This is a genomic window from Nonomuraea zeae (assembly GCF_005889725.1).
In the GTDB taxonomy this organism is placed as follows: Bacteria; Actinomycetota; Actinomycetes; order Streptosporangiales; family Streptosporangiaceae; genus Nonomuraea; species Nonomuraea zeae.
Genome location: NZ_VCKX01000031.1, coordinates 1 through 22,726, shown reverse-complemented (window position 1 = coordinate 22,726; position 22,726 = coordinate 1). Strand labels below are relative to the sequence as shown.

The 22,726-nt window shown below is 70.8% G+C and carries 16 protein-coding genes; 14 read left to right on the top strand and 2 right to left on the bottom strand.

Annotated elements, in window-relative coordinates:
- The first annotated feature begins 40 nt into the window (after positions 1–40).
- Genes ETD85_RS13070 through ETD85_RS13060 form a run of 3 tightly spaced genes read left to right on the top strand, consistent with a single transcriptional unit; the run spans position 41 to position 2,713 of the window.
- Complete coding sequence (locus ETD85_RS13070) at positions 41–772, top strand: (Fe-S)-binding protein (protein WP_138689939.1); 732 nt, start codon at positions 41–43, stop codon at positions 770–772.
- On the top strand, positions 769–2,160 hold the full coding sequence (locus ETD85_RS13065; RefSeq protein WP_138689938.1) for a lactate utilization protein B: 1,392 nt from the start codon (positions 769–771) through the stop codon (positions 2,158–2,160). Before ETD85_RS13070 ends, ETD85_RS13065 begins: the two co-directional genes overlap by 4 nt.
- Positions 2,147–2,713 carry a LutC/YkgG family protein gene (locus ETD85_RS13060; RefSeq protein ID WP_138689937.1) on the top strand — a complete coding sequence of 189 codons (567 nt, stop codon included), beginning with the start codon at positions 2,147–2,149 and terminating at the stop codon, positions 2,711–2,713. Before ETD85_RS13065 ends, ETD85_RS13060 begins: the two co-directional genes overlap by 14 nt.
- Here ETD85_RS13060 and ETD85_RS13055 read toward each other — a convergent pair.
- Both ETD85_RS13055 and ETD85_RS13050 read right to left on the bottom strand, forming a co-directional pair.
- Positions 2,703–3,725 carry a baeRF2 domain-containing protein gene (locus tag ETD85_RS13055; protein ID WP_138689936.1) on the bottom strand — a complete coding sequence of 341 codons (1,023 nt, stop codon included), beginning with the start codon at positions 3,723–3,725 and terminating at the stop codon, positions 2,703–2,705. The genes ETD85_RS13060 and ETD85_RS13055 overlap by 11 nt on opposite strands.
- Before the next feature lie 3 nt (positions 3,726–3,728).
- A complete protein-coding gene (locus ETD85_RS13050; protein WP_138689935.1) occupies positions 3,729–4,136 on the bottom strand; it encodes a DUF2795 domain-containing protein in 408 nt (135 codons plus the stop codon).
- A gap of 77 nt (positions 4,137–4,213) precedes the next feature.
- Between ETD85_RS13050 and ETD85_RS13045 the strand changes: the two genes are divergently transcribed.
- From ETD85_RS13045 to ettA, 11 genes are all read left to right on the top strand, one after another.
- On the top strand, positions 4,214–5,293 hold the full coding sequence (locus ETD85_RS13045) for a GNAT family N-acetyltransferase (RefSeq protein ID WP_138689934.1): 1,080 nt from the start codon (positions 4,214–4,216) through the stop codon (positions 5,291–5,293).
- Positions 5,294–5,397: 104 nt separating this feature from the next.
- Positions 5,398–6,573 carry a bifunctional cobalt-precorrin-7 (C(5))-methyltransferase/cobalt-precorrin-6B (C(15))-methyltransferase gene (locus tag ETD85_RS13040; RefSeq protein ID WP_138689976.1) on the top strand — a complete coding sequence of 392 codons (1,176 nt, stop codon included), beginning with the start codon at positions 5,398–5,400 and terminating at the stop codon, positions 6,571–6,573.
- A 70-nt stretch (positions 6,574–6,643) separates the two neighbouring features.
- Positions 6,644–7,489 carry a sirohydrochlorin chelatase gene (locus ETD85_RS13035; RefSeq protein ID WP_138689933.1) on the top strand — a complete coding sequence of 282 codons (846 nt, stop codon included), beginning with the start codon at positions 6,644–6,646 and terminating at the stop codon, positions 7,487–7,489.
- Between the two features lie 12 nt (positions 7,490–7,501).
- Complete coding sequence (gene cobT / locus ETD85_RS13030; protein WP_138689932.1) at positions 7,502–8,581, top strand: nicotinate-nucleotide--dimethylbenzimidazole phosphoribosyltransferase; 1,080 nt, start codon at positions 7,502–7,504, stop codon at positions 8,579–8,581.
- A 25-nt stretch (positions 8,582–8,606) separates the two neighbouring features.
- A complete protein-coding gene (gene speB / locus ETD85_RS13025; protein WP_138689931.1) occupies positions 8,607–9,620 on the top strand; it encodes an agmatinase in 1,014 nt (337 codons plus the stop codon).
- A gap of 79 nt (positions 9,621–9,699) precedes the next feature.
- On the top strand, positions 9,700–10,932 hold the full coding sequence (cobA, locus tag ETD85_RS13020) for a uroporphyrinogen-III C-methyltransferase (RefSeq protein WP_138689930.1): 1,233 nt from the start codon (positions 9,700–9,702) through the stop codon (positions 10,930–10,932).
- Positions 10,933–10,994: 62 nt separating this feature from the next.
- Positions 10,995–14,135, top strand: a complete 3,141-nt coding sequence (locus tag ETD85_RS64620; RefSeq protein WP_240779121.1) for a dynamin family protein — start codon at positions 10,995–10,997, stop codon at positions 14,133–14,135.
- Complete coding sequence (locus tag ETD85_RS13010; RefSeq protein ID WP_138689929.1) at positions 14,132–15,754, top strand: GTP-binding protein; 1,623 nt, start codon at positions 14,132–14,134, stop codon at positions 15,752–15,754. Before ETD85_RS64620 ends, ETD85_RS13010 begins: the two co-directional genes overlap by 4 nt.
- Positions 15,755–16,350: 596 nt before the next feature.
- Positions 16,351–17,118, top strand: a complete 768-nt coding sequence (locus ETD85_RS13005) for a single-stranded DNA-binding protein (protein WP_170246650.1) — start codon at positions 16,351–16,353, stop codon at positions 17,116–17,118.
- 1,377 nt (positions 17,119–18,495) lie between these two features.
- Positions 18,496–19,581, top strand: coding sequence for a GGDEF domain-containing protein (locus ETD85_RS13000; RefSeq protein WP_240779120.1), 1,086 nt, complete (start codon positions 18,496–18,498; stop codon positions 19,579–19,581).
- A gap of 820 nt (positions 19,582–20,401) precedes the next feature.
- Positions 20,402–22,066 carry an energy-dependent translational throttle protein EttA gene (gene ettA / locus ETD85_RS12995; RefSeq protein ID WP_138689926.1) on the top strand — a complete coding sequence of 555 codons (1,665 nt, stop codon included), beginning with the start codon at positions 20,402–20,404 and terminating at the stop codon, positions 22,064–22,066.
- Positions 22,067–22,726 lie beyond the last annotated feature (660 nt).

Here is a 22,726-nt window from a genome sequence, read left to right as displayed (position 1 = left end):
TGACCATACAGTGGTCAGACCATACCTTGGAAGGAGAGTCGTGCGAGTCGCCCTGTTCATCACGTGTGTGAACGACACGCTCTTCCCCGGCACGGGCAAGGCCGTCGTGTCGCTCCTGCGCAGGCTCGGCTGCGACGTGGACTTCCCCGCCGCCCAGACGTGCTGCGGGCAGATGCACGTCAACACCGGTTATCGCGAGGAGGGCGTACGGCTGGCGCGGCACTTCACCGAGGTGTTCGCCGGCTATGACGCCGTCGTCGCGCCGTCGGGCTCGTGTGCCGCCATGGTGCGCGAGCAGTACCCCAAGCTGGCCAAGCCGGGCAGCAAGGGTGCGGCGGCGATCGCCGAGCTCACGCCGAGGGTGTACGAGCTGTCCGAGTTCCTGATCGACGTCCTGAAGACTGATGACGTCGGCGCATATTTCCCGCACCGGGTGACATATCACCCGACGTGCCACTCGTTGCGCGGCCTGCGCCTGGGCGACCGGCCCACCAGGCTGCTCCAGAACGTCCGCGGCCTGGAGCTGGTGCCCCTCGGCGGCGCGGAGGAGTGCTGCGGCTTCGGCGGCACGTTCGCGGTCAAGAACCCCGCGGTCTCGGCGGCGATGGGCACGGACAAGGCCCGCAACATCCTGGACACGGGCGCCGAGGTGCTGTGCGCGGCCGACAACTCGTGCCTGATGCACATCGGCGGCACGCTGAGCCGCCAGAAGAGCGGAGTCAGGACGATGCACCTGGCCGAGATCCTCGCGGCGACGGAGGAGGCCCAATGAGCGCGACCTTTCTCGGCATGCCCGGCAGCTTCCCGGAGAACTCCGCGGCGGCCGTACAGAACTCGCAGCTGCGCTACAACCTCAGGAAGGCCACGCACACCATCCGCGGCAAGCGGGCCGGCGTCGTCGGCGAGCTGCCCGACTGGCCGGAGTTGCGCGCGGCCGGCAAGGCCATCAAGGACCACACGCTGCGCAACCTCGACCGCTATCTGATCCGGATGGAGGAGGCCGTGACCGCGGCCGGTGGCACCGTCCACTGGGCCAGGGACGCGGCCGAGGCCAACCGCATCGTCGCGGGGCTGGTCAAGGCCACCGGCGAGACCGAGGTGGTCAAGGTCAAGTCGATGGCCACGCAGGAGATCGACCTCAACCAGGCGCTGGCCGAGCAGGGCATCACCGCGTACGAGACGGACCTGGCCGAGCTGATCGTCCAGCTCGGCGACGACTTCCCCAGCCACATCCTGGTCCCCGCGATCCACCGCAACAGGTCGGAGATCCGCGAGATCTTCCTCGACAAGATGCCCAAGGTCCCGGAGAACCTGACCGACGACCCGCCGGCCCTGGCCGAGGCGGCCCGGCTGCACCTGCGCGAGCGCTTCCTCAAGAGCAAGGTCGCCATCTCCGGCGCCAACTTCATGATCGCCGAGACCGGCACGCTGGTCGTCCTGGAGTCCGAGGGCAACGGCCGCATGTGCCTGACCCTCCCCGAGACCCTCATCAGCGTCGTCGGGATCGAGAAGCTGCTGCCGTCGTGGCGGGATCTGGAGGTGTTCCTCCAGCTTCTTCCGAGGAGCTCCACCGGCGAGCGGATGAATCCCTACACGAGCATGTGGACGGGCGCGGTCGAAGGCCAGGACTTCCACCTGGTGCTGCTCGACAACGGCCGCACCGACGTGCTCGCCGACGAGGTGGGCCGCCAGGCGCTGCGCTGCATCCGCTGCTCGGCCTGCCTGAACGTGTGCCCCGTGTACGAGCGGGCCGGCGGGCACGCGTACGGCTCGGTCTATCCGGGTCCGATCGGCGCGATCCTCACCCCGCAGCTCAGGGGCATGTCCTCGGACCTGGACGCCTCGCTGCCGTTCGCCTCCAGCCTGTGCGGCGCCTGCTACGACGTGTGCCCGGTCGCCATCGACATCCCCGAGGTGCTGGTGGACCTGCGGGCCAAGGCCCCGCACGCGGCGGCCGAGCGGGCCGGCATGAAGGTGGCGGGCTGGATTCTGAACGACCACGAACGGCTGGCCAAGGCCCAGCGCGCGGCCACCCGCCTGCGCAAGCTGGTGCCGAGACGCCTGCCGGGGCCGCTGTCGGCGTGGACCGACACCAGGGACCTGCCCGAGATCCCGGAAGAATCCTTCAGAGACTGGTGGGAGCGGAATGAGCGCGCGTGAGGAGATTCTCGCCAGGATCGCCACGGCGGTCGCAGGCGCGGACGACGTGGAGATCCCACGCGATTACCGGACGGAACGGCACGTCGAGGACCTGGTCGGCCTGTTCGCCGAGCGGGTGGACGACTACCGGGCGATCGTGCACGTGATCCCGGCGGCGGACGTCCCCGCCAGGATCGCCGAGTGCGCCGGCGACCGCCGCATGATCGTCCCGGACGGTTTCGCCGGCCCCGGCTCGCTCGACGAGGCCGGCGGCCTGGACGACGCCGACGGCGTGATCACGAGCTGCGCCGTGGCCATCGCCGAGACCGGCACGATCGTCCTCGACCACGGCGCCGGCCAGGGCACCAGGGCCCAGACCCTGGTCCCCGACTACCACCTGTGCGTGGTCAGGGCCGATCAGATCGTCGCGGGCGTGCCCGAGGCGATCGCCAGGCTCGACCCGGCGCGCCCCCTCACCTGGATCAGCGGACCCTCCGCCACCAGCGACATCGAGCTGAACCGGGTCGAAGGCGTGCACGGCCCGAGGACGCTCGAAGTGATCATCAGTACCTGAGCACGGCCGCCACGTCCGGGACGCGGTCGGTGAACCACAGCTCCGCGTCCGTCATCGCGGCGGCCCTGGCCAGGGCGGAGTCCGAGCGCTCCGCGATCGGCTCCGCCACGCCCCAGCGGCGCAGCTCGGCCGGGTCGGTGGCGACCTGGGTGCCGCCGTTCTCGCCGATCCACACCCTGCGCGCGAGCTCGCCCGGCGAGAGCACCGCGTGCACCCTGCCCTCCCGCAGGGCCTGGGCCACCCTGGACATCCCGGTGGGCCCCCCGGACTCCGCATGCCGCTCGACCAGCTCGGCGCGCCTGCGCTCCAGCCAGTCGTCGAGCGCTCGCTCCACGTCCTCCTCGAACTGGCCGTGGTCGGCGCGGCTGCCGTGCTCGACCATCATCACCCGGTCCGCGGACTTGGTGCCGAGATGGTGCAGCAGGTACGAGCGCGACTTCGGCTCGCCGGCCACCACGACCAGCTCGGCGCCGATGCGGCGTACCTGCTCGTCGATCTCGTGCGCGACGGCGACCGCGTTCCGCTCCCAGGTCTCGTCCACGGCGCGTTCGTACCGCTTCTGCGACCAGCCGCCCTGCGCGGTCTTCTGCAGCGGCCACGTCTCGGCCTCGACGGTGGCCTTGCGCGGCGAGCCGCCCCCGAACACCGTCACCTCCGCCCCCGCGTGGTCCACGATGACGCGGATGTGCGGCACGTTCTCGCCGCGCTGCATGAGCATGGGCGTGATGTGCGGCAACGGCGACCAGGTCGCCTGCTCGTACGGCGGCCGCTCGAGCGACTCGGCCAGCACCACGTCCCCGTGCGTGGCGAACAGCGCCCGCCCCGCGGCGGCCTCGGTCGCCTCCTCCTCCAGGGCCTCCAGCGTGGCCTTGTCGACGTGGTCGAGCCGGTGGAGCTGGTCGCGCACGCTGTGCCAGTGCGTCACCCGCTCAGCGCCGGTGAGCGCGCCCAGGTACACCGACGCGTACGGGCCCCGCCGCTCGTACAGCGGCCTGATGAAGTCGAGCCGCACCGCTCACCACCTCCTGTTCTCCACGCCGAGGCCGAGGGACTTGGCCACCTCCGCCACGTTGGCGTAGCGGCGATCGGGGAGGGAGTCCACCATGCTCACCACCGGGTCGGGCGCGTCCACCTGCTCGGCGTGTCGCACCAGCTCGTCCTTGGACGCAGGCCAATGGGCATCGCTGAGCCATTTGGCAAGATCGCTCCGGACGTCGACGCCTTCCGCCGTGATGCCCTCGGGTGTGCCGGGTGCGTGTCCTGGGGGGTACGACTGCAGGGACTCCTCGCCGGGCGCGGGCATGGCCTCGGGCTCTTTCCATTCCTCGGCGTGCGTGGTGCCACCGCCGCGGATCAGGCCTTCGGTCTCATGCTTCTGCTGATCGTCCAAGCGGGGGTTGTGCTTGTCGCTCCCACGTTCCATAGTTCCCTCACTCCTCTCAAAGGCGCCCCTACCCCCGCTTTCGTGGGCAAACATCGCCGCTGTGTACCCTGCCGACCGTGTTCGACCTCGATGTGAACATCGCCACGGAACGGCTGACACTGCGGCCGTTCGGCCCCCGGGACACGCCCAGGATCCGGTCCATCGTGAAGTCCGGCGTCCGGTTCCTCCCGCCGGGCGCTCCCGCCAAGACCTCGGGCATCGCCCAGTGGCTCTCGCGCGGCGTGCATGAGCTGAGCCGCTCGGGGCAGGGGGTGCACCTGGCCATGACGGACGCCGACGGCCTGATCGTGGGCGCCATCAGCCTGTTCAAGACCTCGTGGAGCACGCGCACCACCGAGGTCGGGTACGGCGTGCACCCGTACTACCGGGGCCGCGGCTTCGCCACCGAGGCGGTGCGCGGGCTGACCCGCTGGGCGTTCGAGACCGCGGGGCTGCGCAGGATCGACCTGACGGCCAACCTGGACAACCTGGCCTCGCTCCGCGTGGCCCACAAAGCGGGCTTCACCTGGGAGGGCGTGCTGCGCGACGCGGTCATGGAGGTGGACGGCCCGCACGACCTGGTCATCTTCGGGCTGCTGCGCGACGACAGCCGGTCGCCCGCCGACTCCGTGCCCAGGGCGGAGCTGCGTACCCCGCGGCTGCTCCTGCGCCCCCACACCCTCGCGGACGTCCCCCACCTGGCCGCCACCTGCGCGGACCCGCTCACCCAGGCCCAGGCGGGCGTCCCGCGCGACTACACCGAAGCGCACGCCGTGGCCTACATCGACCATGTGGAACGCATGCGGACGAGGGGCGCGGGCGTCGGCTGGACCGGCGAGGTGTCGGAGACCGGCCGATACGCCGTGAACGTGGACCTCAGGGATCTCGACTGGGACAACCGGACGGCCGAGGTCGGGTACATGACCGCGCCCTGGGCCCGCGGCCACGGCTACGCGGGCGAGGCGGTGGCGGCCATCGCCCGCTGGATGTTCGAGCAGCAGGGGTTCGCCAGGATCCAGCTGCGCGCGGTCGTCGGGAACGTGGCCTCCCAGCGGGTCGCGGAGAAGGCCGGCTTCCTGCGCGAGGGCGTCGCCCGCGCCGGTCTCGGCGGCGAGGACCTGGTCGTCTACAGCCTCATCCCGGCCGACCTGCCCTGAGCGCGCGTGGCGTTCACGGCCTCAGGACATGCCGTCCTGACCTTCGCACCCCTTTGTGAAAGCACTCCGCAGCCGTCACCCTTGAGGTGAGGACGGTGAGGCGCATGATCACGGTGGTCGGCTGGGACGGATCCGAGCTCTCGGCCAGGGCGGTGGACCGGCTGCACGAGGCCAGGCTGGTCGTGGGACCCGACGCCATTCTGGGGCAGCTCAGGCTCGCCGCGCCGACCGCGGCCGACGGGGCGCTGCTGCAGGCGCTCGACGACCATCTCGAACACGGCGAAGGCCCCGCCGTCGTGCTCGCCGAGGGCGATCCCGGCTTCTTCGGCGTCGTGCGCACATTACGCTCACACGGCCTCAACCCGGACGTGCTGCCCGCCACCTCGCTCGTCACCCGCGCCTTCGCCTGCGCCGGGCTCAACTGGGAGGACGCGCTCGTCGTCGCCCCGTCCGGCCCCGCCCAGCTCAACCGGGTCGTGAACGCCTGCCGCGCGCACCCCAAGGTCGCGCTCCTCGTCGCACCGGGCGTCGGCCCCGGCGAGATCGCCAGGGAGCTGGCGCCGACCACGCCGCGCGCGCTGATCGTCTGCGAGGACCTCGGCGGCCCCGACGAGCGGGTCACGCACAGCCGCATGGGCGAGGCCACGACCAGGCCGTGGAAGGACCCTGACGTGGTCCTCGTCGTCGACCCGCTGCACCAGCCCAAGGAGCCCGGCTGGGTGGCGGGCGCGCAGCCGGGTCCCGCCGAGTGGGCGTTGCCGTTCGAGAACGCGCTCCCGGCGGAGGTCAGGGCGTTCATCCTGGCCAAGCTGGGACCGCGGCTCGGCGACCTGGTCTGGGACGTCGGCGCGGGCGCCGGCGAGATCGCCGTCGAGTGCGCCAGGATGGGCGCGGCCGTGATGGCCGTCGAACGCGACGAGCGGCTCTGCGCCGAGCTGCGCGCCAACGTGCTCCGCCACGGCGTCAAAGTGGCTCTCACCAGGGGCCAGGCGCCGCCCGCGCTGGAGCCGCTGCCCGAGCCCGACGCCGTCTACGTGGGCGGCGGCGGCCCTGACGTGGTCGTCGCCTGCGCCGCCCGGAGGCCGCGCACGCTCGTGTGCACGGTCAAGAAGATCGAGCAGGTCTCCTCGGTGCTGGCCCGGCTGCGCGAGCAGGGCTACCGGGGCGAGGGCACCCAGATCCTGGCCTCCAGGCTCACGCTCGACCCCGACGGCTCGCACGCCTTGAGCGCCTCTGACCCCGTGTTCGTGGTGCATGCGACGCCTGCGCACACAGCGTGACCTGTTCCCTACCGGTGCGCATCGGTTATCCTCGCGTGACTTTGTCTAGTGCACCGGAGAATCGCTCACAATGAAGCCGCCGCTCCTGCTGATCGGGCAGGGCTCACAAGACGACGCCTACGCCGCGGAGTTCGGCAGGTTCGTACACCGGCTGCGCTGCCGGCTCGACCAGACGGGCGCCGACGTCTCCGGCGGATACCTGGAGCGGGCCACGCCCCGGTTGAGCGACTCCGTCGCCTCCCTGGTCGCCAGGGGGCACCACCGCCTGGTGGCCCTGCCGCTCAGCCTGAGCAGCATGGTGGAGGAGGCCCCCGCCGCGATGGCGCTCGAACAGCAGCGTCACCCCACCCTCATGTACGACTACGGCCGCCCGCTCGGCCCCGACCCGCGCGTGCTCGCGCTGCTGGCCGAGCGGCTCAACGAGGCCGCCGCCGAGATACTCAAGCCGCGCGCGCTCGAACTGGCCGGCGCCAGGCCCCGGCTGCGCGCCGTCGACTCGCTGCCGGTCGAGGACCATCCCGTGCACGTCGAGCCGGGGGAGACCGCGGTCGTCCTGGTCGGCGAGGGCTCCACGGACGCCGCGGCCAACGCCGAGATCCACCGCGTCTCCCGGCTGTTCTGGGAGACGCACGCCTACGACTTCATGACGGTCGAGACCGCGTTCGTGTCGGTCACCCCGCCGGGGGTTCCCGGAGGGCTCGAGCGCTGCCGGCGCCTGGGGGCCAAGCGCGTGATCGTGGTGCCGTACCTGCTGTTCGCGGGCGGCCTGCTCGAACGCGTGTGGGCGCAGGCGCTGGCCTACGGCGCCGGGCACCCCGACCTCGACATCCGATGCGCCGAGGTGATCGGCGACTGCGAGATCCTGGCAGACGTCGTGATCGACCGATATGAGGAAGCGCTCCAACTCGTACCGTAAGTGGAGGTTGCCGTGCTGGCAGAGACGCTCGCCGCGATCCGTCCCGCCGACCCGCGGGCGCTCGCCGAGGCCCGCGCACACCAAGATCGTCTCACCAAGCCCCGCGGCTCGCTGGGCGTGCTGGAAGAGGTCGCGATCCGCCTGGCGGGGGCGGCCGGCGCCAGCCCGCCGCCCATGCCCGAGCCGGCCGCGCTGGCCATCTTCGCGGCCGACCACGGCGTGCACGCCCGCGGCGTCAGCCCGTGGCCGCAGGAGGTCACGGTGCAGATGGTGGCGAACTTCCTGGCCGGCGGCGCGGTCGCCAACGCCTTCGCAGCCCAGGCGGGCGTGACGGTGACCGTGGTGGACGTCGGCGTCGCCGCCGACCTGCCCGAGGCGCCCGGCCTGGTCATCCGCAAGATCGCGCACGGCACCGACGACCTTTCCCAGGGGCCCGCGATGACCGTCGACCAGGCGGTCAGGGCGCTGGAGGCAGGCATCGTCGTGGCCAGAGGGCTGATCGCCGAGGGCGCGCGCTGCCTGATCACCGGCGACATGGGCATCGCCAACACCACCGCGTCGGCCGCGCTGATCTCCGTGTTCACCGGCAAGGACCCGGCCGACGTGACCGGCAGGGGCACCGGGATCGACGACGCGATGTACCACGGCAAGGTGGACATCGTCCGCGAGTCCCTGCGGGTGAACGGTCTCGTCGGCTTCATCGACTCGGGCTCGCCGCCCAGCGAGGCGCTGCGGGCGCTGGCCGCCGTCGGCGGGTTCGAGCACGCGGCGCTCGCCGGCTTCATCCTGGGCGGCGCGGCGGCCCGCGTGCCGGTGATCCTCGACGGCGTCATCGCGGGCGCCGCCGCGCTCGTGGCCGCCGCCCTGGACCCGGCCGTGACCGACCACTGCGTGGCGGGACACCGCTCGGCTGAGCCCGGCCACGCCGCCGCGCTGACCCATCTCGGGCTGCGCCCGCTGGTGGATCTGGAGCTGCGGCTCGGCGAGGGCACCGGCGGCCTGCTCGCCCACCCGATGGTCTGCGCGGCCGTGCGCGTGATGCACGACGTGGCCACGTTCGACTCGGCGGGAGTGACGGAAAAGCCCGTGTGATGATGGGGACACTGGAGGTGAGGCAGTGTCCCGTTACGGCCCCATGTACGGCCCGGATGTCACTTTCCTCGGCGTGGACCGTTGCGACGTAGGCGACCCCGCCAGCTACGAGAACGCCGATGTGGTGATCATCGGCGCCCCCTTCGACGGCGGGACCTCGAACAGGCCGGGCGCCAGGTTCGGCCCGATGGCCCTGCGCCAGGCCTGCTACCTGCCCCATGACGGCTCCAGGCCGAGCCTGGCGCTGCGCGTGGACGCGCTCAAGGACCTGCGGGTGCTGGACGCGGGTGACGTCGAGTGCTACTCGGGCGACGTCGAGGGCTCGCTGGCGGCCATCGAGGAGGCCGTGCACCGCATCGCGTCCTCGGGGGCGATCCCGCTGGTGCTCGGCGGCGACCACACCGTGGCGCTGCCCGACGCCCGCGGCACCGCCAGGGCGCACGCGGCCGGCCGTACCTCGATGATCCACTTCGACGCGCACGCCGACACGGGGAACATCGCGTTCGGCCACCTCTACGGCCACGGCCAGCCGATGCGGCGGCTCATCGAGTCCGGGGCCATCCGCGGCGACAGGTTCCTGCAGATCGGGCTGCGCGGCTACTGGCCGGAGCCCGAGACGCTCGGCTGGATGGCCGAGCAGAACATGCGCTCCTACGAGATGACCGAGATCGTGGCCCGCGGCCTGGAGGAGTGCCTGACGGAGTCGTTCGGGATCGCGCTCGACGAGTGCGACCAGATCTTCCTGTCCGTCGACATCGACGTCTGCGACCCCGGGCACGCGCCCGGCACCGGCACGCCCGAGCCCGGCGGGCTGTCGGCCAGGCAGCTCCTCGATTCCGTGCGCAGGATCTGCTACGAGCTGCCCGTGGCCGGCATGGAGGTGGTCGAGGTGGCGCCACCGTACGATCACGCGGACATCACCGCCTACCTCGGGAACCGCGTTATCCTTGAGGCTCTGTCAGCGATGGCCAGACGCCGTAAGGACGATGAGGGCGGGCCTCGCTGGGATCCCCGGCAGCCGCTTCTCGACGGGCGTTAACGTGTGCGCAGCAAATGACACAGTGAGAGCCGGTAGGTTTACCTCTTAACACAACCTTCGCGAACGGGAGATTCCCCCCATGGGCCCCTACCTCCTCGGCCTGCGGCTTTCCGGCCGCCGGGTCCTCGTCGTGGGTGGCGGCCGTGTCGCCCAGCGGCGCGTTCCCGCGCTGCTAGAGGCCGGTGCGGAGGTCACCGTCGTGTCGCCGGGTGTCACGCCCGCCCTCGACGACCTGATCGCGGCGGGCCGGGTCACCTGGCACGCCCGCCCCTACGAGGTCGGCGACTGCGACGGGGCCTGGCTCGTACAGGCCTGCACCGACGACAGATCCGTCAACACGGCGGTCGCCGCCGAGGCGGAGGCCAAACGCGTGTGGTGCGTGCGAGCCGACGACAAGGACGCCTCGGCCGCCTGGACGCCCGCCACCGGGCGGGTCGACGAGATCAGCGTGGCCGTCACCGCGGGCGGCGACCCGCGCCGGGCGGCCGGCATCAGGGACGCGGTCGTCGGGGCATTGCGTGACGGCACCGTCGATGCCCGCCGCAACCGCACCAAACCGGTCGGAGTGGCCCTGGTCGGCGGCGGCCCCGGCGATCCCGGGCTGATCACCGTACGCGGCCGCCAGCTCCTGGCCCAGGCCGACGTGGTCGTCGCCGACCGGCTCGCGCCCCGCAGCCTGCTCGACGAGCTCGCGCCCGACGTCGAGCTGATCGACGCTGCCAAGGTGCCCTACGGCCGCTCGCTGTCCCAGGAGACGATCAACGAGCTGCTCGTGGACCGCGCCAGGCAGGGCAAGTTCGTGGTCCGGCTCAAGGGCGGCGACCCGTTCGTGTTCGGGCGCGGCGGCGAGGAGATGATCGCCTGCGCCCAGGCGGGCATCCCGGTGCTGGTGGTGCCGGGCATCACGAGCGCCGTGTCGGTGCCCGCCGCGGCCGGTGTGCCGGTGACCCATCGGGGGGTCAGCCAGGAGTTCCACGTGATCTCCGTGCACGTGGCGCCCGACGACCCCAAGTCCACTGTCGACTGGCCCGGGCTGGCTCGTTCCCAGGGCACGCTGGTGCTGATGATGGCCGTCGAGCGGCTGGCGAAGGTGGCCGAGGCACTCCTTCGAGACGGACGTTCCCCGGATACTCCCGTAATGGTGGTACAGGACGGTACTCTTCCGACCCAGCGGGCGGTCACCGCTTCGCTTTCCACCGTGGCCGACCGCGTGTCCGCGGCTGGGATCCGGCCGCCGGCGATCGTGATCGTCGGTGACGTCGTGAGGGTCGGCCAGGAGGTCGAGATGGTTCGAGCGGAGCGCTTGCCGTGAATACGGCCATGGATGACGGGCGACCGGAGTCGCCTGGGGAGCAGACGTTGAGCTTCCGTGCGGTGACGGATGACGACGCCTTCGACGCTTTCGACGCCAAGGGCGTCCGAGGGGAGCCGGAGGCGGTGGACGCGCGCGGCGCCCGCGACGACCCGGCCGCGGTCTCGGACGGCGCTGACGACCCACCGGCCGCTGCCTCGGGCGGTGCCGAGGAGCCACCTGCCTCCGGCGGGGGCGGCCCGGCCGGCTCCGGCGCGGGCAGCTCGCCTGGCTCCGCTGCGGGGCACCCGGCTGCCGCCGACTCCGGGCGGTCACCCGAGTCGTCGCCGGCTCTGGGCGCCAGACGGTCGCCGGCCGCCGAGCGCCCGCCGGCGCTGGAGGTGAGGCGGCCTCAGGCTTCCCGGGCAGGTCGGCCGCCGGTTTCGGGCCCCGTTCCGGCTGCCGGAAGTGAGGCGTTCTCGGCTTTCGAGAAGCCGAGGGCCCTGCGGGAGCCCGCCGCGCCCGAGGAGCCGCAGGCCGCCGAGCGGCCCTCCCTTTTCGTGAAGCCCGCCTCGCTGGGCGGGCCGGGCGCACCGCAGACCCCTCCCGGACAGAGCTCACCCGGACAGACCCTGGCCGGACGGGCCGTGCACGCGGCGGAGGCCGCGAAGGCGATCCGGGAGGCGCGTGCGGCGCGTGCCGCCGCCGAAACCGGGTCGGACGAGGCGACGCCGAGCGCCGCTTTTACGGAACGCGCCACAGCCGGTGAGCAGGCCAAGCGGGCGGCCCAGGGCGCGGCGGCCGAGCACGCCGACGACCAGGCGGCGGTCGGCGAGGAGATCACCGGCGAAAGACTGACCGGCCAGAAGCCCGCCGATCAGGGGCCTGCCGGCGTAAGCCTGTTCGACGCGAGGCCTGCCAACGCGAAGACCGCTGGCGAGGGCCTGTTCGGCGCCGGGCCTGCCGACGTGGACCTGTTCGACGCGGGGCCCGCCGACGAGAAGCCCGTCGAGGGGAAGCCCGCCGACGCAGGGCCCACCGACGCAGGGCCCACCGACGCAGGGCCCACCGACGCAGGGCCCACCGACGTGGAGCTTGTCGAGGTGGAGTCGTCCGGCGCGGAGCCTTCCGGCGTGGACCTGTTTCATGCGGAGCCGTCCCGCGCGGAGTCGTTCGGTGAAGAGCCGCGAGACGAGCAGGAGGCTCCTGCCGATGAGGAGCCGGGCGATGCGCAGCCGACGGACGACGAGCCGGCCGACGAGGCGTTGACCGGCCCGCAGGCGGTCGAGGAGCAGCCGGACGACGAGGAGCCAACCGCTCGGCGCCAGCTTGGCGAGCAGCCCGAGCCGTCCGGCGAACCGTCGCCCGAGGACGACCCTGAAGCCGACGCCCAGTCGCACGAGCAGGTGGACGGCAGCGCAGAACGTCCGGAGGCCGACGGTGTAGAGCCCCTGGATGCCGACGGCGGCGCAGAGCGGCCGGAAGCCGGCGGCGGTGCGGAGCGAGCAGAAGCCGGGAGCGGCGCTGAGCAGGCGGGCGTCGGCAGCGGCGCTGAGCGCCCGGCGCCAGGCAGGTCGGAGGCGCTGCCGCCGCAAGCCGTGGAGGCGCTCACAGCGGCGCTCGACACCCTGCGTGAAAGCGTCGCCGACCTGCGCTTCGGCCTGGACCTGCCCGGTGCGAGCGAGGCCAGGAGCGCGCAGGCCGACCTGCTGGCCCAACTGGAGGACTACGTACTGCCCCGGGTGCGGACCAACACCGCCCCCGCTCTCATCGTGATCGCGGGCTCGACCGGGGCGGGCAAGTCCACCCTGGTCAACTCCCTCGCCGAGAAGACCGTCTCGCGCACCGGCGTACGCCGCCCGACCACCGGCACCCCCGTGCTCGCCTGCCACCCCGACGACCGCAAGTGGTTCGAGGAGGGGGCGCTGCTCGGCGGGCTCGAACGCGTGGACAAGCCCTCGCCCGAGGCCGGGATGCGCAGCATGGTCGTGGTCGCGACCGAGAAGCTGCCCCAGGGCGTCGCGCTGCTCGACACCCCCGACATCGACTCGGTCGTGGAGGAGCACCACGACGTCGCCCACCGCATGCTCGACGCGGCCGACCTCTGGGTCTTCGTGACCACGGCGGCCCGCTACGCCGACGCCCCGGCCTGGAGCCTGCTGCGGCTCGCCAAGGAGCGCGGCGCCCGGCTCGCCATCGTGCTCTCGCGGGTGCAGCCCAAGTCCGCCGACGTGGTTCTGAAGCATTTCGTCCGCATGCTGACCGAATACGGGCTCGGCGACATCGACAGGTTCGTCATCAACGAGGCGAAGGTCACCGACGGCAGGCTGCCCGACAGCGAGGTCACCGACCTGCGACTCTGGCTGGCCGAGCTCTCGGTGGACGAGGAGCGCCGGGCGCAGGCCGTACGCGAGACCCTGAACGGCGTGCTCGACAGCTTCCGCACCCGCGTACCCGCGCTGGCCAGGCACCTGGAAGGGCAGGTCGCGTTCAGGGCGGAGCTGCGCAGCGACGTGGAGACCTGTTTCCTGGGCGCGCTCAGCGAGATCGACAAGGCGTCGAAGAACGGTTCGCTGCTCCACGGCGAGGTGCTGGCGCGCTGGCAGGACTTCGCCGGCTCCGGAGATCTCATGCGCTCGCTGCAGCTGCGCAAGCGCGGCCGGGCGGCCAAGCAGGCGCCGGAGCGCGTCCTGGCCTTCAAGGCCGCGATCCGTACGGGCCTCGAATCGGTGATCGTCGCCGCCGCGAACCGCGCCACCGAGGAGGTGGTCGCGCGCTGGCGGCACCGCTCGGAGCTGGGCGCCACCCTCGCCGAGGGCCTCGACCGGCCCTCGGACAATCTCGTACGCCTCACCAACCGCGCCATCGCCTCCTGGCAGGAGCACCTGAGCGAGCTCGTACGCACGGAAGGCGTGGCCAAGCGGTCGGTGTCGAAGCTGGTGTCGTTCGACCCCGATTCGCTGTCCCTCATTTTCACGGTCGCGATGTTCAGCGGCGCCAACGGCGAAGGAGTGCCGCACCGGCTGGTCACCGCCCTGCTGGGCGCGGAGTCGTTGCGCGGAATCGGCGCCAAGGCGCTCAGTGACCTGCGAGCCAGGATAGGCATGCTGTTCGACGAGGAAGCCATGCGTTACGTGCAAGCGCTCGACTCCGCGGGCATTCCCGACGAGTCTGTCGCGACCCGCCTCTACCAGGCAACGTACAACCTCGAGGTCGCTCGATGACCACCACGACCACCAAGCCGGGGCTCGCGCCGAAGCTGACCGCGCTCACCAAGGTGGTGGAGCTGGGTCCGGGGCGCCTGGACAAGAAGCTGCTCAACGAGGCCAACAGCCTGCTGCTGCGTGCGGGCGACCGGCTCAAGCTGTCGTCGGAGCACACCGTCGTCGCCCTCGCGGGCGGGACGGGCAGCGGCAAGTCGTCGCTGTTCAACTCCATCTCGGGGCTGGAGCTGTCGCCCACCGGCGTACGCCGGCCGACCACCGCCCGTACCCACGCCTGCGTGTGGGGCCTGGAGGGCGCGGGGCCGCTGCTCGACTGGCTGCAGATCCAGTGGCGGCACCGGTTCTCCCGAGCCAGCGCGCTCGACAAGGGCGACAGCCAGCTCCACGGGCTGATCCTGCTCGACCTGCCCGACCACGATTCGATCAGGGCGCTCACCGACACCGAGGCCGACCGGCTCATCGGGCTGGCCGACCTGGTGGTGTGGGTGCTCGACCCGCAGAAGTACGCCGACGCCTCCACGCACCGGCGGTACGTGACGGAGCTGGCGGGGCACGAGGCGGTGACCGTGTTCGCCCTCAACCAGGCCGACCGGCTGACCGCGGAGGAGCTGGCCGAGCTGGTCATCGACCTCAACGACCTGCTGCGCCGCGAAGGCGTCGAACACCCCAGCGTGGTTCCCACCTCGGCGCTCACCGGCCGGGGCGTCGAGAGCCTCAAGAGCGTCGTCGCCACCGCCGTCGCTCGCAGGCGCGCCGCCATCCAGAAGCTCGAAGCCGACCTTCACCGGCTTGAGCAGCGTCTCAGCCAGGCGATGCCGCTGGGCGAGGCGCTGTCGGCTCCCTCGTCGGTCGACGAGGCCCGCAGAATGGGGCTGACGGACGCGCTGTGCGACGCGGTGGGCGTACCGGCCGTGGGTGAGGCCATGGAGAACGTCTACGCGGAGCGGTCGAGCCGGTGGGTCGGCTGGCCGTACCCGCGGTGGTTCGCCAAATTCCGCTCAGACCCGCTCAAGAGCCTGCGCCTGGAAGATGTGAGCGAGGAGATCCGCGGCATCTCGACCAGCTCGGTGAGCGCGCAGTCGGCCGAGGTGGCCAACGCCGTGCAGGCGCTCGCCGACGGGCTGTCCATGGGGATGAGCCCGGTGTGGCGTACGGCTGTCCAGCAGGCGGCCAGGTCCCGCTCCGGTCAGCTCCCGCAGGCGCTGACCGAGGACCTCACGGAGGTCGCGCCGCAGCTCGACCGGGTGCCGGGCTGGTGGCGGGTGCTCAAGGTGTGGCAATACTTCCTGGTGGCCGCGTTCGTGGCCGGGATCGCCTGGCTGGCGGTGGGCCTGCTCATGCCCGGCCAGCTCCCGGCCTCGCTCGAGCTGCTGGGGGACACCGCGACGCTGCCGTGGGTGGGGCTCATGATGGCCTCTGTCCTGGGGTTGGGCGCGCTGTCCGGAATCGCGTCCCGCAACTTCGTCGAGCTGGGCGCCTCCCGGGAGCGGGAGCGACTGGAACGGGAGATGCGCCGCAGGGTCGGGGCGGTGTCGGCGACCATGGTCGTCGAGCCGGTCGAGCGAGAGCTGGGCCGGCACCACGCGTTCTACACGGCCATGCGGGACTTGTCGGTCTGACCCACCACGGGCTTGGCTGGTGCGGCGATATACGTCGCCCTTGCCTGTCGGCGTGCGGTGACGCGGGGCGTCCAGCCTGCCGGCGTGCGGTAATGCGGGGCGCCCAGTCCGCCGACGCCCGGTGATACGGGGCGCCCAGTCCGCCTGACATGCGGTGATACACCTCGCCCCAGCCCGCCGACATGCGGTGATGCGGGGCACCCCCAATGCACCGATCCGTGGCGACGCACGTTGCGCCAGTGCGTTGACGGGCGGCGATGCGCGTTGTCCTGTCGGCCTGTTGGCGTGCGGGAATGCAGAGGCGCCGGCGTGTCGGCGTGCGGGGATACACGTCGCGTCGGCTCGTCACTGTGTGGCGATGGACCTCGCATCGGCTTGTCAGCGCGCGGCGACGGGTGTCCCATGGGCGTGCTGTCGTATGTTGCGATCTGGGCAGTTGTTGCGAACTGGACAGTCGGGCGGGCCTTCGTCCACAACCCCCGCCCACGGCAGGGCGCTCATCCACAGAACCGCGTTCCAACGCTCGCCACCCATCCTCCGCGCGGCACCGTAGTCCCAGGTCGCGGGCAGCCGGCCCGCCGCATGGGAGGCACGGGATGAACGACATTTACATCACGCTCACCGGCAACGTCGCAGCAGAGCCACGGCAATACAGCTTTGACGACGGCAGCAAGGTCACTTCGCTGAAGGTGTTCAGCTCGCATCGCTACTTCGACAAGAGGACGGGGCAGTGGACCGACGGCGATCGGGTCTGCTTCACGGTCCGCTGCTGGCGCACCCTGGGAGACAACGTCGCTGCCTCAGTACGTGCCGGCCACCCGGTGGTCGTGTCGGGCAAACTACGCATCCGTGAGTTCGGCGCCGAGGGCGACCGCCGTTTCGTGCCCGAGATCGAAGCCAGCGCAGTGGGGCACGACCTGCGCTGGGGCAGCGGTGTCTTCACCAAGCCGGACCGGGCCGGCGGGGCGGGATCGATGAGCAAGGAGATGCGCGACCAGCTCGACGAGGAGACCCGGGACTGGGCGATGGGCTCACGCACGTTCCGGCCCCTCGCCCGCCAAGAGAGCGCACCCGGCACGGCTCATCCAGGCGCCGATCACGACACCGTACGCACTTTGGGACCGGACAGCCACAGCATTCACGCTTCAGGACCGGAAGGCGATAACCCCAACGCCCTGGAACTGGGCGGCGGTGACACTCGTGCCACGGGACCGGATGGCGGCAACATCCTCACCTTGGGAGGCGACGGTGACACCGTACGCATCCTGGGCGCCGACGACCTCGACCCCATTCGCGCTGGAGGCGCCGAGGGAGACGGCGATGCCGAGCAGGCTGGCTTGGCTGACGAGCGCGTAGCGGCGTAAGCACCGGTGGAGAGGGCCACCGCGCCGCCCTCTCCACAACCCGGCGAACAACCGGGTCGAGCACTCCCAAGTGGGCGCACCTTGAGGGGGGACCGTCTGAAGGGCGAGTATCCCGGGGGCGAGCACTCCCAAGGTGGAGCACACCAAAGGGAGCACCAGAAGGGCGAGTACCCCGAGGATGGGCACCCAGAAGGGCGGGAACCCCGAGGATGGGCACCCGGAAGGTGAGCACCCTGAAGGCGGGCACCCCACGGGCGGGCACTCCGAAGGTGAGCACTCCGAAGGTGAGCACTCTAAGGGCGGGCACCACGAAGGCGAGTGTCCAGGGGGCGTCGCGCAGTCAGGTGCTGGCAGCGTCCAAAGAACGAAAGCCCGGCCTGGCATCGGCAAAAGGGTCGCTCAGCAGGAGCGAAGCCACAGGCTCGGCCGGAGGGGCAGCCGGCGGGGACGGCGCACAGAGCGACGGGGACGCGCCGAAGCGGTGTGGGATGAGCGCGATGGGACCTGCCGCAGGGGATCGGGTCTTGTACGGCGAGGTGAGGCGACGTTACGTGCGGATATGTGACGCGACGTTACGTGCGGACATGTGACGCGGCGGGACGTGCGGACGGGCGATGCAAGGGGACGCGCGGACTCGCGACGCGACGGGACGCGCGGACAGCCGACGCGACGGGAAGCGCGGACATGTGATGCGACGGAGCGTGCGGCCATGTGACGCGACAGGAGGCGATGCGCGGGGAGGCGATGCGCAGGGAGGCGATGCGCAGAGAAGCCCCGCGATGGGGAGCGAGCGGGAGAAGTGCCAGGCAGACGACCCGGAACGAAGGGGAGATGCCGAGGACGAGCCGGAAGGTGCACGAGCCGCGAAGGGATGGGCTGCGAAGGGAGCCGGAGAAGCGGCAGAAGGCTGAGTCGAAAGGGGGGGGGGAGGGGGGCACCGGCCAAAATCCCTATGTCACCCCGAGGGCGGCCGATGGTGTGTCGCCGTGTCAGATGGCTAGAGCACCTGTCAGGTCCATACCACGCCCCGAACCATGGCTGCTCCTTTCCATCACGGCCCGCTCACGGATTGAGCAGGTGTGGTCACTGCCAACGTATCGGTTCCCATCGCGCATCGCACACTCCGCAATTATTGTGTTACACATCGTTAGTCAGGGAGGAGACGAGATGGCGGCGACCAGTCACGCCTCGGTCAAGTCTCGCGACGCTGTGTCAACACTGGCCGGGCGCTGGCCGTTGCTTGGGCAACGTCGCCCGCTCGTGGTCTATTTGTGCGCGATAGTCGCTCTTGATCTCTTTGCGATTCTGCTTTTTGCGATGTCCACCGACTTCCGCCTGCGAGATTTGCTGACCTTTGCCGCCCTTATGGGGTGCGGCATGGTCTGCATAGAGGCCACCAGACGCCTGGGCGTCCCGGCCGGAGTCTCGCGGGATCTGCTGTCGGCCTGGTGGCTGCCGGTGGCGCTGCTCCTGCCGCCGATCTATGCCCTTTTCGCGCCGATCGTGCTCCAGGTCCTGCTCCAGATACGCGTGAGAGCGACGGTCCTCTACCGCCGGGTGTTCAGCTCGGCCGCCATCGGCCTGGCCGGATGCACTGCTTCTGTGATGTTCCACCATCTCGTGGACGACCCGTGGGTGCTGTCCAAGGGAAGCGGCGCGCCGATCACCTTCGCTGTGGTGGCAGCCGTGCTCTTCTCCCTGCTCAACATCGGCCTCATCGCCATCGCCGCGCACACCGCCGACCCTGACATGCCCTGGCGGGAGGTTCTGTGGGACAGGGAGAGCGTGCTGCTCGACATCGTCGAGCTCTGCCTGGGCGTCACGGTCTCGATCGGCTGCGGTCTCAACCTGGCTCTCTTGGTGCTCGCGCTGCCGCCGGTGGTGCTGCTGCAACGTAGCCTCCTGCACGCCCAGCTCCAGGCCGCCGCCCGTACGGATGCCAAGACCGGCCTGCTGAACGCCGCTGCCTGGCAACGCGAGGCCGACACCGAGATCGTCCGGGCGCGCCGCACGGGAGAGGCACTGGCCCTGCTGATCATCGACATCGACCACTTCAAGCGCGTCAACGACGCCCACGGGCATCTGGTCGGCGACCAGGTTCTGGTCGGAGTGGCCAGCACATTGCGCAGCCAGCTACGTGACTATGACGTGGTGGGCAGGTTCGGGGGAGAGGAGTTCGTTGTCCTGCTGCCCGGTGCCGACGCCCACGAGGCTCGCCGGGTCGCCGAACGCCTGCGTACCCACATCGGCCACATGGCTGTCCCCGCCGACGACACCCTGATCAGGGTCACCATCTCGGCGGGAGGTGCCTTGATGAGCGTGCACGGTGATGACCTGATCGACCTGCTGGCCGCCGCCGACCTGGCCCTTTACCGGGCCAAGGAGCTGGGCCGGGACCGCGTCTGCATCCCCACGGCGCAACCCCCACCCCCACGCTCTCTCCCCAAGGACACCACCCCCTGACCGACTCCGAGAGAAATGGACACCACCCCTGGTCTGCTCTGTGAGGTTGGAATGCCGCCCATGACCCGTTCTGTGGGGTTAAGGCGTTGTCTCCGGGGTTGCTCTGCGGGACCTCCCGGGGTCGCTCTGCGAGGTCAGGTCAGGTCGGCTCTGCGGGACCTCCGGGTCGGCCCTGCGAGGTCAGGTCAGCTCTGGGAGAGTTCCCGGTCGGCTCTGGGAGAGCTCCGGGTCGGCCCCGGGAGGTCAGGTCGGCTCTGCGGGACCTCCCGGTCGGCCCCGCGAGATCAGGGCGGCTCCGGGAGAGCTCCCGGTCGGCCCTGCGAGGTCAGAAGGCCACTCCTGACCTGCCCTACGAGGGGGTGGCGCCACCCAATGCCCCCGCTCTTCGCGGTCAGGACGCCAGTCCTGGTTAGCCCCGCGAGGTGATTACGCCACTTCTGACCTGCTCTTTGCGGTCAGAAGGCCAGTCCTGGTCGGCCAGCGAGGGAAAGGACACGGCCTCTGACCTGCTCCTGGGACGTCCTGATTAACCTGAGTTGCCCAGGTGCGCCCGTGCTGTCCATCACACATGCGCCGGAAGCCAGGGGCTGACGTTGTTCGTGAGGGTAGAGCGGGCGACAGCCACAGGGGCGAGGGGCGAGGGACTCAGGGACAGCGAAAGGGACAGCGAAAGGGACAGGAGGGGGCGTGACGGGAGCTGTGTCCGGCGGTGTCTGCCGGGGCCGCCGGGTCGTACGCCCTCCGCTGACTCGCGAAGAGCCGTCCGCTTAGTCGGGAGGAGCGGCGGAAGCCTGGGTTGGGAGCCCCTAAGCTAGAGGACATGCCGGAGTACATCTACACGCTGCAGCGCGTGCGCAAGGCGCATGGCGACAAGGTTGTCCTTGACGACGTCACGCTGTCGTTCCTGCCCGGAGCCAAGATCGGTGTCCTGGGGCCGAACGGCACCGGGAAGTCGACGCTGCTCCGCATGATGGCCGGCCTGGAGCAGCCGTCCAATGGTGATGCCAAGCTCATGCCCGGCTTCACGGTCGGCATGCTCCAGCAGGAGCCCCCGCTCAACGAGGAGAAGACCGTCCTCGGCAATGTGCAGGAAGGCGTCGCCGAGACGATGGCGATGCTCCAGCGCTACAACGACATCGCCGAGCAGATGGCCACCGACTACAGCGACGAGTTGCTGGAAGAGATGGGCAAGCTGCAGGACCAGCTTGAGCATCGCAACGCCTGGGATCTCGACAGCCAGCTTGAGCAGGCCATGGACGCTTTGCGCTGCCCGCCGCCCGACGCGGAGGTGAGCAAGCTGTCCGGTGGTGAGCGCCGCCGGGTCGCGCTGTGCAAGCTGCTCCTCGAGGCCCCCGACCTGCTGCTGCTCGACGAGCCCACCAACCACCTCGACGCCGAGAGCGTGCAGTGGCTGGAGCAACACCTGGAGAAGTACGCCGGGACAGTCCTGGCCGTCACCCACGACCGCTACTTCCTCGACAACGTCGCGGGCTGGATCCTGGAGCTCGACCGGGGCCGGGCATACGCGTACGAAGGCAACTACTCCACCTACCTGGAGGCCAAGGCGCAGCGGCTCAAGGTCGAGGGGCAGAAGGACGTCAAGCGGAAGAAGCGCCTCGAGGACGAGCTCGACTGGGTCCGCTCCAACCCGAAGGCCCGCCAGACCAAGAGCAAGGCCCGTCTCCAGCGCTACGAGGAGATGGCGGCCGAGGCCGACAAGCACCGCAAGCTCGACTTCGACGAGATCCAGATCCCGCCGGGGCCGCGCCTGGGCACCACGGTGATCAAGACGGATCGGCTCAGCAAGGGCTTCGGCGACCGGCTGCTGATGGAGGACCTGACGTTCGACCTGCCCCGTAACGGCATCGTCGGCATCATCGGCCCCAACGGCGTCGGCAAGACGACCCTGTTCCGCATGATCACGGGTGGGGAGACGCCCGACAGCGGCTCTCTCACGGTCGGCGACACTGTCAAGATCTCCTACGCGGACCAGAGCCGTGGCGGCATCGACGCGGCCAAGAACGTCTGGGAGGTCGTCTCCGACGGGCTCGACCACATCAAGGTCGGCAACGTGGAGATGCCGTCGCGGGCCTACATCGCGGCGTTCGGGTTCAAGGGCCCTGACCAGCAGAAGAAGGCGGGGGTGCTGTCGGGCGGCGAGCGTAACCGGCTCAACCTGGCGCTCACCCTCAAGCAGGGCGGCAACGTCCTCCTGCTCGACGAGCCCACCAACGACCTCGACACCGAAACGCTGTCGTCGCTGGAGAACGCGCTGCTCGACTTCCCGGGCTGCGCGGTCATCACCTCGCACGACCGGTGGTTCCTCGACCGCATCGCCACCCACATCCTGGCGTGGGAGGAAGGGTCGAACTGGTTCTGGTTCGAGGGCAACTTCGCCGACTACGAGAAGAACAAGGTCGAGCGGCTGGGTGCCGACGCCGCCCGCCCGCATCGGGTGACGTACCGGAAGCTGCACCGCGACTGATCCGCCCCCGTCCGGCTCCGATGGTGTGGGGTCGGCCCGAGGTCGTCCCGCACCCTCCGTTCCGAAGGTGTGCGGGTCCGCCCAGGGCCGACCCGCACACGTTTCCGGGGGGTTTGCTCGCGATGGGCCGAGGCTGACCGAACGCGCGCACGTTCCGGGGCGTGTGCTGGGTCGGTCCGAGGCCGATCCCGCGCACTGTTCCGAGCGATGTGCTGGGCTGACCTTCGGGTCGATCCCCCAGGGGCTTCCGGATGGTGCGCTGGGCCGGCTTGAGGTTGGACCTGCGTATGGTTCGAGGCACTGCGCGGGCTTGGTGAAAACCCGCACAGCCCAGCTAGCTCGTACGGCAAGCCGGCGGCGCACCACCCACCGACGGAGCACCTCCAGGGAGATGCCCGCTGACCCGCGCGTGGCCGCCCGCCGTCACGGCAGGCACGCCGACCGAGTGGGAGGCGAACGGTGGCCAGCGGAGCGGCCGAACACGTCGGCCGTCTGGAGGGTGAGCGGCGGCCGCCTGGTCACCGCCGCCCTCAGGGATCGGCGGGGACGCGGGCCAGTGCGGCCAGGGATTCCACGAAGAAGTAGATGACTCGGAAGAACCCCAGCACATCCCCGCGTTCGAGGCGTAATCCCCGGTACATCACCACCCGCCCCGGATCC